The 11,377-nt window shown below is 70.4% G+C and carries 13 protein-coding genes; 3 read left to right on the top strand and 10 right to left on the bottom strand.

Annotated elements, in window-relative coordinates; all coding sequences use genetic code 11:
* The 9 genes from OEY_RS0121020 to OEY_RS0121060 all read right to left on the bottom strand — a co-directional run.
* The coding region (locus tag OEY_RS0121020; protein WP_010595746.1) for an alpha/beta fold hydrolase at positions 1 to 484 on the bottom strand (484 nt) is incomplete at its 3' end.
* Positions 481 to 1,482 (bottom strand): VOC family protein, encoded by a 1,002-nt coding sequence (locus OEY_RS0121025; RefSeq protein ID WP_010595747.1) that lies wholly within the window; start codon positions 1,480 to 1,482, stop codon positions 481 to 483. The genes OEY_RS0121020 and OEY_RS0121025, both read right to left, overlap by 4 nt.
* A gap of 17 nt (positions 1,483 to 1,499) precedes the next feature.
* Entirely contained in the window at positions 1,500 to 2,387 is an 888-nt protein-coding gene (locus OEY_RS0121030) for a PDR/VanB family oxidoreductase (protein WP_010595748.1), read from the bottom strand.
* A gap of 105 nt (positions 2,388 to 2,492) precedes the next feature.
* Positions 2,493 to 3,005, bottom strand: a complete 513-nt coding sequence (locus OEY_RS0121035; protein WP_010595749.1) for a cupin domain-containing protein — start codon at positions 3,003 to 3,005, stop codon at positions 2,493 to 2,495.
* A 29-nt stretch (positions 3,006 to 3,034) separates the two neighbouring features.
* Complete coding sequence (locus OEY_RS0121040) at positions 3,035 to 3,406, bottom strand: RidA family protein (protein ID WP_010595750.1); 372 nt, start codon at positions 3,404 to 3,406, stop codon at positions 3,035 to 3,037.
* Positions 3,403 to 4,962, bottom strand: coding sequence for an aldehyde dehydrogenase (locus OEY_RS0121045; protein WP_010595751.1), 1,560 nt, complete (start codon positions 4,960 to 4,962; stop codon positions 3,403 to 3,405). Before OEY_RS0121045 ends, OEY_RS0121040 begins: the two co-directional genes overlap by 4 nt.
* Before the next feature lie 241 nt (positions 4,963 to 5,203).
* Positions 5,204 to 5,725 (bottom strand): MarR family winged helix-turn-helix transcriptional regulator, encoded by a 522-nt coding sequence (locus OEY_RS0121050; RefSeq protein WP_010595752.1) that lies wholly within the window; start codon positions 5,723 to 5,725, stop codon positions 5,204 to 5,206.
* A gap of 80 nt (positions 5,726 to 5,805) precedes the next feature.
* Positions 5,806 to 6,558 carry an isocitrate lyase/PEP mutase family protein gene (locus OEY_RS0121055; RefSeq protein ID WP_010595753.1) on the bottom strand — a complete coding sequence of 251 codons (753 nt, stop codon included), beginning with the start codon at positions 6,556 to 6,558 and terminating at the stop codon, positions 5,806 to 5,808.
* 123 nt (positions 6,559 to 6,681) lie between these two features.
* The gene (locus tag OEY_RS0121060) at positions 6,682 to 8,052 is read right to left on the bottom strand and encodes an NAD(P)/FAD-dependent oxidoreductase (RefSeq protein ID WP_010595754.1); all 1,371 of its coding nucleotides are present in this window, start codon (positions 8,050 to 8,052) and stop codon (positions 6,682 to 6,684) included.
* A gap of 142 nt (positions 8,053 to 8,194) precedes the next feature.
* On the opposite strand from OEY_RS0121060, the gene OEY_RS0121065 reads away from it, so the two are divergent.
* From OEY_RS0121065 to ygiD, 3 genes are all read left to right on the top strand, one after another.
* Positions 8,195 to 9,097, top strand: coding sequence for a LysR family transcriptional regulator (locus tag OEY_RS0121065; RefSeq protein WP_010595755.1), 903 nt, complete (start codon positions 8,195 to 8,197; stop codon positions 9,095 to 9,097).
* A gap of 97 nt (positions 9,098 to 9,194) precedes the next feature.
* A complete protein-coding gene (locus tag OEY_RS0121070) occupies positions 9,195 to 10,031 on the top strand; it encodes an alpha/beta hydrolase (protein WP_010595756.1) in 837 nt (278 codons plus the stop codon).
* A gap of 25 nt (positions 10,032 to 10,056) precedes the next feature.
* On the top strand, positions 10,057 to 10,899 hold the full coding sequence (gene ygiD, locus OEY_RS0121075) for a 4,5-DOPA dioxygenase extradiol (protein ID WP_010595757.1): 843 nt from the start codon (positions 10,057 to 10,059) through the stop codon (positions 10,897 to 10,899).
* Positions 10,900 to 11,033: 134 nt separating this feature from the next.
* Here ygiD and OEY_RS0121080 read toward each other — a convergent pair.
* On the bottom strand, positions 11,034 to 11,377 hold a 344-nt coding region (locus OEY_RS0121080; RefSeq protein WP_010595758.1), incomplete at its 5' end, for an alpha/beta hydrolase.

The following is an 11,377-nucleotide window of genomic DNA, read 5'->3' on the forward strand; positions in this document are numbered from 1 at the left end:
GAGCCCGCACGTGCTCGGCCGCGTCCGGTGCGGTCAGTTTCGGTGCGCGTTCGGCCGCGAAGCGCTCGGGGCCGGCGGCGCGCAGGGCCGGGACGCGGTCGCGCATGGCGGCGGCGCGGGCGGGCGACGTGCCCGAACCCCGGGTGCTGTCGGCGAGGACGAGCGTGCGGACCCGGCCGGGCCGGCGGCGCGCGACCTCGAGCGCGACGACACCACCCCAGGACGTTCCGACGAGGTGAACGGGCCGGTCCGGGTCGATGTCGTCGAGGACGGTCAGGACGTCCCTCGCGTGGTCGTGGTGGACGCCGGCCGGGTCGGCGGAGCGACCGTACCCCGCGGCATCGAGCCGGTAGGTCGCATGTCCGCGGGCCGCGAGTTCCGCCGCGAGCGGTGCACAGGAGTTCGCGTTCCCGCCGATGCCGTGCAGCATCAGCACCGGATCTCCCGTCCCGAGACGCTCGACGTGCAGGTGCGCGGGGGTCACGACAGCGCCCCGGCCGCGACGGCGGCCCCGTAGAAGTAGCCGGCGTCGCGGGCCTCGACACGGTCGCGGTGCCCCGGGTCGGGGCTGCCCGCCATGGCGGAACGCACGGTCGTGGTGGGCGGTCCGGCCGTCCCCCACTGGTCGGACAGTTCCGGGGTGCGCTTCCAGGTGCGGCACAGCCAGGCGTCCTCGTCGATCTGGGCGACCTCGGAGGTGTACTCGCACACCAGGCCTGCCGGGTCGGTGAAGTAGGAGAAGGTGTTGTCGCCGGGACCGTGCCGGCCCGGGCCCCACTGCGGCGCGATGCCGTGGGCCTTCAGGCTGCCGATGCCGCGCATGAAGTGATCGAGGCTCTGCATCTCGTACGCCACGTGGTTGAGTGAGGGCCACGGCGCCCGGTTGAGCGCGATGACGTGGTGGTCGGAGTTGCAGCGGAGGAAGGACATCTGCCGCTCCGACCAGTCGGAGACCCGCATGCCGAGCACCTGGGTGTAGAAGGCGGTGGTGCGTTCGATGTCGGTCGTGTTGAGCACGACGTGGGCGATCTTGCGGGGAACGGCGCGGCGTCCCGCCGGTTCCTGCTCGGTGACGGCGTGGGTATCGGCCGACAGCTCGAGGCAGCGTCCCTCCGGATCGACCAGTTGCAGCCCGTAGCCGCCGCCGGCGTCGTCGAGGGGGCCCGGTGTGCGCAGCATCGGGATGCCGAGCCGGTCGAGGGCCAGTGCGGCGTCGTCGATCTCACGCGGGGTGGCGACGGCGAGGCTGATGCGCCCGAGGGCGTTGGTCTCCCCCCGTTCGACCGTCAGCACGTGGTGCTCGGGGCCGGTGGCGCGCAACCAGAATCGATCCCCGTCGGCCTCGACGGTCGTCAGCCCCCAGGCCTCGTGGTAGAAGTCCCGCGAGGCGGCCGGATCCGGCACCGACAGGGTGACCGAGCGCAGGGCGCGCAGCCGGCAGACGGGCGAGTCGCTGTAGCGCGGAAGTTGGTGGTGATACATGCGTTCCGGTTCCCTTCTCACAGATCCAGCACGAGTTCGGCAGAGCGGCACCGGGACACGCACGGAAACATCGTCGATCCGGCGGCGTGCTCGGACTCGGTGAGCAGGAAGTCGCGGTGGTCCACGTCGCCTTTGATCACCCCGACTTCGCACGTCCCGCAGATACCTTCGGTGCACGAGTTCGGCACGGGCACACCGGCGGCGGTGAGGGCGTCGAGCACCGACACGGTCGGCGGCACCGGGATGCGCCGGCCGGTGCTCTCGACGATCACGTCGAAGGCGGTGTCCTCCCCCGAGCGCGGCGCCGGTTCCGGGGCCGCGAACCGCTCGGTGCGGACCTGGCCGGGGTCCGGGACCGCGGCGGTGACCGCATCGATGAGCGGTGCCGGTCCGCAGCAGTAGACGACGGCGGTCGGGGCGAGACCCGACAGGGTCCCCGCGAGGTCCGGCAGACCACCGGCCTCGTCGTCGGCGTGGACGGTCACCTGCCCGGCGGGTCCGGCGGCGATCTCGTCGACGAACGCCATCGCCGCCCGGGAGCGTCCGGCGTAGAGCAGGCGCCACGGCCGTCCCTCAGCGCGCAGCCGCCGCATCATCGCGACGATCGGGGTGATGCCGATACCGCCGGCCACGAGGACGTGTTCGGTCGCGGCGTCGTCGAGGGCGAAGGCGCTGCGCGGTCCGTCGACGTCGATCTCCGCGCCGATCTGCAACGATTCGTGCACGTAGGCGCTGCCGCCGCGGGAACGCTCGGCGCGCAGCACCGCGACCGACCAGCGCGTGGTGTCCTGCGGATCCGAGCACAGCGAGTACTCGCGCACCACCCCGTTCGGCAGGTGCAGGGCGAGATGCGCACCCGGCTGCCACTGCGGCAACGCGGCGCCGGTCGGATCGACGAACGTCACGCTGGTGACTCCGTCTGCCTCCCAAGTTTTCTGGTGGACGCGGAGGCGACGTCGGACGGACTGCTCCATCGGGGATCTCCCTGTCGGCGGGTCTTCTCGGTGGCGTCAGCGGGTGACGCCGTACATCTCCGAGCTCGGCGGGTAGGTGGGCAGCTGCGGCTTGGCGGCGCCGATGATCACGCAGAACAGCGCGTCGGTGTCGCCGACGTTCGCGAGGCTGCGCGGCACTCCGGCGGGCACGCGGATCATGTCGCGGTAACCGAGCCGGCGGACGGCCTTGCGGGTGCCGTCCTCGACGTCGTGGACCGCGACCTCGAGCTCGCCCTCGAGCACGAAGAACACCTCTTCGACGTCGTGGTGGGTGTGCTCGGGCCCGACCGCGCCGGCGGGCAGCCGCATGTTGGACAGGGTGAAGTGCTCGGCGGGCAGCGTGCGGGCGTCGCCCTCGTGGTTGCCGGTCGCACCGGACCCGATGTAGCGGATCTGGGCGCGCTTGAAGCGGTCTCCGCCCTTGGCGGCCTGGAAGCCGAGGGTGTCCCAGTCCTCGTAGCGGCTGTCACGGCTGGCGATGCAGGAGTCGATGAGGGTTTCGAGATCGGTCTTCTCGGGTGCGGCCATGTCGGTGGTCCTTTCGTGCGGTGGGTGGTTCAGGCGCGGTACGCGACGGCTTCGATCTCGACGGTGGCGCCGTAGGGCAGGGCGGCGACCTCGACGAACGAGCGGGCTGGGCGGGGAGCGGCGAAGATCTTCTCGTAGTGGCGGTTCGCCTGGTCGCGGAGCGTCACGTCGGTCACGAAGTACGTCGTCTTGACGACGTCGGACAGGGTCATGCCGATGGTCGCCAGGCGCTCGCCGAGGCGGGCGATCGCGGCGTCGAGGGCGGCGGTCGTGCCGTCGACGGCGATGCCGTGTTCGTCGACCGACAGGGCGCCGGAGACGAACCCGAAGCCGGCGGCGGCGTAGGCGGGACTGTACGGGTGAGCGGTGCGGTCGTGGGTCGCGGTCGTCGAATCGGTCACCGGGAGGGGTCCTTTCGGGTTTCTGTCGGGTCGGGGGTGGCCCAGGCGATCGGTTCGCCGGACAGGTCGAGGTAGATGCTCTTCTGGTCGCAGTACTGACGGATGCCCTCGCGTCCCTTCTCGGTGCCGAGACCGCTGTCGCCGAGACCGGTGAAGGGAGTCGAGATGCTGAACTGCTTGTAGGTGTTGATCCAGACGGTGCCCGCCTTCACCGCGCCGGCCACGCGCCACGCCCGTCGGTAGTCCGCGGTCCAGATGCCGCAGGCCAGCCCGTACACCGAGTCGTTCGCCTGCGCGATCAGGTCCTCCTCGTCGTCGAAGGGCAGCACGACGGCCACCGGGCCGAAGACCTCCTCGCGGCAGATCGTCGCGGCGTTGTCGACCCCGGTGAGCACCGTGGGCGGGTAGTACGCACCGCAGGTGAGCCGTTCGTCGGTCGGGATCGCGCCCCCGCACAGCACCCGGGCCCCGTCGGCGACGGCGTCGTCGACCATGGCGGCCACCCGGTCCCGGTGGGCGAAGGTGACCAGCGGGGCCACCCGGGTGCGCGGGTCGGTGCCGGGTCCGAGGCGCAGCGCCGCTGCGCGCCGGACGAGTTCGGCGGTGAAGGTCTCGGCGATGCTGCGGTGCACGAAGATCCGCGATCCGGCGATGCAGCTCTGCCCGGTCGAGGAGAAGATGCCGTAGAGCACGCCGGCGACGGCCTGTTCGGGGTCGGCGTCCTCGAACACGATCGTCGGGGACTTGCCGCCGAGTTCGAGCGTGATCGGCATGAGCTTGTCGGCGGCCAGGTGCGCGAGGTGGCGACCGGTGTCGGTGCCGCCGGTGAAACTGACCTTGGCGACATCGGGATGCCGGACCAGCGCCTCACCGACCGTGCGCCCCGAACCCGGCAGGACCGAGAGGACGCCGGCGGGCAGACCGGCCGACTCGCAGATGCGGGCGAGGAGCAGGGTCACCCACGGGGCCCACACCGGCGGCTTGCTCACGACGGCGTTGCCGGCGGCGAGCGCGGGGGCGATCTTCTGTGCGTCGGACGCGATCGGGGAGTTCCACGGCGTGATCGCGGCGACGACACCCATCGGCTGGTACGTCGACATGGTCAGCCACGGCCCCCGGGGCGTGGTCACGGCCGAGTCCATCGTCTCGAGAGCGGCCGCCGTGTAGCGAAAGGTGTTGGCGGCGCTGGCAACCAGAGCCCGGGTCTCGGCCAGGGTCTTGCCCGTGTCGAGGGTCTGCAACCGGGCGACGCGTTCGGCCTCGCCGTCGAGGGCGTTGCCGATGCGGTGCAGCACCCGGGCCCGTTCGTGCGGGAGCAGCGACGACCATCCGCCGTGCGCGGCCCGAAGTCCCTCGGTGACAGCTTGGTCGACGTCGTCGACGGTCGCCGTGTGCAAGCCGGCGAAGACCCGGCCCGTCGCGGGGTCGACGGAGTCGAGGCGCTCCCCGAGGCCGCGCCGCCAGCGGCCGGCGACGAGGATCTCGTCGACCGTGTCGACGGACTCGGCGTGCTCGGCGGTTCCCGCCTGGAGGGGGGACGCGTATGCAATGGGCATGAGGGAGGTCCGTTCGGTGGGGAGGGACGCGGACCACGGTGTTCGCGGTGGGTGGTGCGCGCCGAATCGATATCTTTGCACTAAGAGATTTGTAGCGTCTTAGCGCAAAGAGGTCAAGGCTCGAACGCCCAGATCAGCCGGTTGTTACGCCGCATTCACGGCCGCGAAACGGAGGAGACGCAGGTCACAGCGGTGTGGCGGGCGTCATAGCCCTTCTCGAAATTTTTTGTCGGCCGGACCGTCAGACCCGACGATCGGCACCCGAATCGGCAGCAGCATCGAACTCGGCCGCGCGGGCAGAGCGCTCCAGACGGGCGAGCAGACGCGCCAGCGTCTCGCGCTCGCCCGCGTCGAGGTCGCCGAGCATCGCGCGCAGTTTGGCGAAGTGCGCGTCGGCCACCGAGTCGACGAGCGCGGCGCCGGCAGAGGTGAGCTCGACGTACACGACGCGGGCGTCCTGGCTGTCCTTCGATCGGGTCACCAGGCCCGCCTCCTCGAGCCGGTTCACCCGCAGCGACAGCCCTCCGGTGGTGACCAGCGTCTGCTCGGCGAGCTCCCCCGCGGTGAGCCGATGATGGGGCACTGCGCGGCGCAGGCAGGCGAGGACGTCGAATCCCGAATCGTTGATCCCGTGCTCCTCGAAGGTGGGCGCGATCCGGGCCTTGTAGACGAGGAAACTCCGATGCAGACGCCCGAAGACCTTCAGCCCCGAGACGTCGAGTTCGGGACGGGCCACCGCCCAGTGCGCGACGATGGCGTCCACGGCGTCGCGTTCTCCAGGCTCTCCCACAATGCCGGGAGTCTACCCGCGGCGCGGTCGGTGAACGCGCGCTGCGGAACCGGTCAGCGCCACCGCCCCAGCAGCTCGCCCGTCCGCTCGGCCAAAGTGGCCTGCAGCAACGGCCCGAAGCTGATCCGGCCAACGCCGAGAGCAGCGAACGACGCGAGATCGTTCTTCGCCGGGTGGGCGATCGCATTGACCGGCAACGGCAGTTCCGACGTCAGGCGCCGCTGTATCTCGTCGCTGTGGAAGCCGACCGGATAGAGCACATCGGCGCCTGCGTCGGCGGCCAGCTTCAGACGGTCGATCGCCCGGTCCACCCGGTCCGACTCGGCCCCGACCTTCTTGACGAACAGATCGGTGCGGGCATTGACCACCAGGTGCACCCCCGCGGCGTCGGCGGCGGCACGCAACCCAGCCACGTACTCGGCGTGCTCGGCCGGCTCGCGCAGCCGGCCGCCCTCACTGTGCACGGTGTCCTCGATGTTCAACCCGACAGCACCCGCACCCAGCAGCCCCTCGACGATGCGAGCAGGGACCTCACCGTAGCCGGCCTCCACGTCCACCGAGATCGGGACGTCGACCGCCGCAGTGACCTGCCGGACCCGGGTCAGCAGCTCCTCGAACGTCATCCCCTCGTTGTCCGGCTTGCCGACCGAGTCGGCGACCGGATGACTGCCCATCGTCAACGCGGAAAAACCGGCCTGCACGGCCAGATTCGCCGACCAGGCGTCCCACACGGTCGGCAGCACCACCGGGTCACCCGGGACGTGCAGGGACTTCAGCGCTACGGCCTTCTCGGCGAGAGTCGTCATGCCGCATCCAACCACATCCACCCGCCGCCTTTCCGGCGAACGGACCACTCCCGGGCGCGAGAAGACCGGGCCCCGTGCCGTTCGTGGTGAACGGCACGGGGCCCGGTGTCTCGTCGAGTCGTCCTACCGGACGCTGACCTTCTCGGGTTCCGGCTTCTTCTCGGGAGCGCGGTCCACCCGGGTCGGTACAGCGGAGACGGTCATGTCGTCGGGGACGTCCGCGTCGAGCCTCACCGCTTCCTGCGCGTAGTGGAAGTGGGGGCGACGGTGACCGAGGAAGGATCCGAACCACGACATCACTGCGACGTAGCGGTTGCGGAAGCCCACCATGTAGACCAGGTGCACGGCCAGCCACAGCACCCAGGCGACGAAGCCGCTCAGCTCGATCTTTCCGACGCGGGTGATCGCGCGGAAGCGGTTGATGATGGCCATGCTGCCCTTGTCCCGGTACTTGAACGGGGTGCCCTTGCCCTGCTTGCCGAGGATGGTCCGGGCGACGTGGCGGCCGCCCTGCATCGCGACGGGCGACTGCCCCGGCAGGTTGTTCAGCGACGTCATGTCGCCGATGGCGTACACGTCGGCGTAGCCGCCCACGGTGAGATCCGGGTTGACCAGCAGCCGGCCCGCGCGGTCGGTGGCGCAGCCGGTGCGCTCGGCGAGGACGCCGGCGAAGTCGTTGGCACGCACCCCGGCCGACCAGATGATGGTCTCGGCGGTGATCCGGCGCTCCTCGTCGTTCTTCGCCTTCAGGGTGGCACCGTGCTCGTCGATGTCGGTGACGAACGTGTCGAGCACGACGTCGACGCCCGACTTCTGCAGCGACTGCTTGGTGTACTCGCTGAGCTTGCCACCGAAGGCCGGGAGGGCCTCGCCCGCGCCCTCGACGAGGGTGACGGACACGTCGTCGGCGCTGATGTCGTGGAACGACTGCTCGAAGTAGCGGCCCGCGAGTTCCTTGATCTGGCCGGCGAGCTCGACGCCCGTCGCGCCGGCACCGATGACCACGAAGCTCAGCAGGTTGCGGCGGCGCTCCGGGTCGGTGGTGGTGTGCGCCTCCTCGAAGCACCGCAGGATCTGCCGGCGGAGCCGCTCGGCGTCCTCCACGGTCTTGAGGGCGTAGGTGACCTTCTCGAACTCGTCGCGGCCGAAGTACGCCTGCCGGGCGCCCGTCGCTGCGACGAGCGACCGGTAACCGACCGTGTGCACGGTGCCGCCGGCGACGTAGTCGACCTCGTGCTCGTCGGGCCGTACGTCGACGACGCGGCCGAGCCGCACGTCCGCGTTCGGGTACTTCGCGAGAATGGAGCGGATCGACGGAGCGATCTCCCCGGCCGAGAGGACACCGGTGGCGACCTGGTACAGCAGGGGCTGGAAGAGATGTTCGGTGGTCTCGGAGATCAGGACGAACGGCGTCCCGGCCTTGGCGAGCTTCTTCGCCGTCGCCAGCGCGCCGAAGCCCGAACCGACGACGACGACCTCGGTCCGGTCGGTCACTGCTGTGCTACTCACGATTACCTCTACCTCCACACTGAAGTCGATGTATGACACCCACCGTATGGACGGGAGGCCGTCGAGGCCACCAACCTGCCGAATTCGGGGAGCTCTTATCTCGATCGCTCATAAGTAGGATGGAGGTATGGATTTCCGGCAGCTCCGGTACTTCCTCGCCGTCAGCGAGGAGCTGAGCTTCAGCAAGGCCGCCCAGAAGTGCTTCATCTCCCAGTCCGCGATCAGCCACCAGATCACCCGGCTCGAGAAGGAACTCGGTGCGTCGCTGTTCGAGCGGTCGACGCGGATGGTGCGGCTGACCCCGGCCGGCTCGCGCCTGGTCCCCATCGCCCAGCAGGTGCTGAGCCTCGAAGCGCAGGCGTTCTCGGTGGCGCGCGAGCCGCGCAACCGCATCCGGATCGCCGCGAACATGACCTTCGCATCCCAGAGCCTCGACGCCATCGCGCATGTCCGGGAGCAGTACCCGGCGGTCGACATCGAGTTCGTCATCAAGAGCTTCGCCGACCGGATCGACGCCGTCGCCGGCGGCGACGCCGACATCGCCCTGATCAGGGGCGGCGTCGACCGCCCCGGACTCGAGACCGTGGACCTGGGCATCGAGGATCTGGTCATCGTCACGTCGAGCCGGCACCCGCTCTCCGCGTTCTCCACCGTCGACCTCGGCGATCTCGCGCCCTACCCGCTGCTCCTGCCGCCCCGGCACAGCCAGGTGCTCATCCACACGGTGATCGAGGACGCCTTCCGGGCGGTGGGACGCCGGGTGCAGCTCGGGCCGTCGATCGCGAGCGACCACACCGCCACCCTCGACGTCATCACCAATCCGCGGGCGTGGACGGTTCTGTACCCGAGCACCGCCGCGGAGACCCCCCGGACCGGCCTGGCCTACATGCGCGAGGCGCGCAACCGGCTCAGCATCCCCGTGTGCGGGGTACTCCGCAACGACGCGCCCCGATCGGCGGCCATGTCGAGCCTGATCCTCGCGCTGCACCAGTCGATGACCAGCCGGACACCACCGGGACCGGAGAGCTGAACACCGCCGCGCGGTCGTCGCAATGCGTACCGATCCGGTGCCGTTTCGTGGAAGGATGGCCCGAGCCGGCGGCGGACCCACGCGGTGAGGAGCGATCATGCAGCGAACCGAGACCTCGTTCACCAGTGCCGACGGCACCCGCGTCGTGTACGACGTGTGGTCGCCCGACGGCGACCCCGCGGGCGTGCTGGTGCTCTGCCACGGCTTCGGTGAGCACGCCCGCCGGTACGACCACGTGGTCGAGCGCCTCGGCGAGCTGGGTCTCGTCGTCTACGCCCTCGACCACCGCGGGCACGGCCGCTCGGGCGGCCGACGAGTGTTCGTGCGGGACATGGACCAGTTCACCGGCGACGTGCATCGCCTGGTCGGCATCGCCGCGTTCGATCAGCCCGGCCTGCCGCGGGTCCTGCTGGGCCATTCGATGGGCGGAGCCATCGCCCTGGCCTATGCGCTCGAGCACCCCGACGAGCTCACGGCCCTCGCACTGTCCGGTCCCGCCGTCGACGTCACCTCCGGCACGCCGCGGCCCGTCGTCGCACTCGGCAAGGTGATCGGGCGCGTCCTACCGCAGCTGCCGGTGCAGAAGCTCGACTCGGCGGGCATCTCGCGCGACCCCGACGTCGTCGCCGCGTACGAAGCCGATCCGCTCGTGCACCACGGTCTCGTACCCGCCGGCATCGCCCGCGCACTGGTCACCACGGGAGAGAGCCTGCCGGCCCGGCTCCCCGCGCTGGATCTGCCGATCCTGCTGCAGCACGGCACCGAGGACCGGCTCACCGCGCCGTCCGGCAGCCGGCTCGTCGCCGACCTGGTCGGGTCGCAGGACGTGACGCTCAAGTTGTACGAGGGCCTCTACCACGAGGTGTTCAACGAGCCGGAGAAGAAGCAGGTACTCGACGACCTGGTGGAATGGCTCCGACCGAGGCTCGGCTGAGGTGACAGCCGCTCCGTCCGCGCGCATGCCGGCCGCGTTCGTCGGCCACGGCAGCCCGATGAACGCGCTCGAGTCGAATCGCTACACCAGGGCGTGGCGGGCGTTCGGTTCCGCGGTGCCGACGCCCCGGGCGATACTCGCGATCTCGGCGCACTGGTACATCAACGCCACCGCGGTGACCGCGATGCCGAACCCGCGCACCATCCACGACTTCTACGGATTCCCGCAGGAGCTGTTCGACGTCGACTACCCCGCGGCCGGGCTGCCGGAGCTGGCCGAGGAGATCGCCGACGTCGTCCATCCGACGTGGGTGGGTGCGGACGTCGACTCGTGGGGTGTCGACCACGGTACCTGGTCGGTGCTCACCCACGCCTTCCCCGAGGCGGACGTGCCGGTGGTGCAGTTGAGCCTGAACGCCTACCGCGACTTCGACTACCACCTCGAGCTCGGCGCGAAGCTCGCCCCACTGCGCGACCGCGGCGTGCTGATCGTCGGCAGCGGGAACATCGTGCACAACCTGGCCGGCATGGATCGTCGCCGCCCGGACGAGGGGTTCGACTGGGCGCACCGGTTCGACGCCGCCGCGCGGGTCATGGTCATGGACCGCCCCGAGGGAGTCGCAGCCCTCGACGGGCACGCGGACTTCGACCACGCGGTTCCCACCCCGGACCACTTCCTGCCGCTGCTGTACTTCGCGGGCCTGGCGGGCGTGGGCGAGGACCTCGTCGAACCGCTGATCGACGGCTTCGCGTACGGGTCGCTGTCGATGAGCGCCTACACCCTCGGTCTCACGTGCGCGGCCGGTGACGACGGTCCCCCGTCCGCTGGGTTCCCCACAACCCCGGACCCGGTGAACACCAATGCGTGATTGTGGTTGTGATTGTGATTGTGATTGTGGCCGAATGTCACATCGCGTCGATGCAGTCGACCGAATGTGACATTCGGCCACCCAGGGGGTCAGCCACCCAGGGGGTCGGCCACCCGGGGGTCGGGCACCCAGGATCACGCCGTGTGGCGACGCTCCTCCGCGACGACGGTGCGCCGCGCGAAGTCGATGCTGTGCTGCAGCAGTGTCCGCGCCTCGGGCAGCACCTGCCCGATGACGGGGAAGGCGTGCACCTGACCGGCCCACAGGTGCGTCTCGACCGTCGTGCCCACCTCGTCGAACGCCTCGGTCATGATCTCGACGTCGGGGCGGGTGATCTCGTATTCGGCGACGGAGAAGAACGTGGGCGGGAACAGTGCCGGATCGGCGCGGACCGGGGACTGGGCGCCTTCGATGTGATCGGGGCCGGCGAGCCAGCGGTCGCGCAGCTTCTCCACCTGCCGCATCGGCAGGGGCGGGG

Source organism: Rhodococcus sp. P14 (assembly GCF_000256505.1).
Lineage (GTDB): Bacteria > Actinomycetota > Actinomycetes > Mycobacteriales > Mycobacteriaceae > Rhodococcus > Rhodococcus ruber.

What these genes read in the sequence shown, in the direction of transcription:
- OEY_RS0121065 (WP_010595755.1), top strand. Translation starts at nt 8,195, where the DNA reads ATGGATTTCCGGCAGCTCCGGTACTTCCTCGCCGTCAGCGAGGAGCTG.
- OEY_RS0121070 (WP_010595756.1), top strand. Translation starts at nt 9,195, where the DNA reads ATGCAGCGAACCGAGACCTCGTTCACCAGTGCCGACGGCACCCGCGTC.
- OEY_RS0121045 (WP_010595751.1), bottom strand. Translation starts at nt 4,962, where the DNA reads ATGCCCATTGCATACGCGTCCCCCCTCCAGGCGGGAACCGCCGAGCAC.
- OEY_RS0121055 (WP_010595753.1), bottom strand. Translation starts at nt 6,558, where the DNA reads ATGACGACTCTCGCCGAGAAGGCCGTAGCGCTGAAGTCCCTGCACGTC.
- OEY_RS0121025 (WP_010595747.1), bottom strand. Translation starts at nt 1,482, where the DNA reads ATGTATCACCACCAACTTCCGCGCTACAGCGACTCGCCCGTCTGCCGG.
- OEY_RS0121035 (WP_010595749.1), bottom strand. Translation starts at nt 3,005, where the DNA reads ATGGCCGCACCCGAGAAGACCGATCTCGAAACCCTCATCGACTCCTGC.
- ygiD (WP_010595757.1), top strand. Translation starts at nt 10,057, where the DNA reads ATGCCGGCCGCGTTCGTCGGCCACGGCAGCCCGATGAACGCGCTCGAG.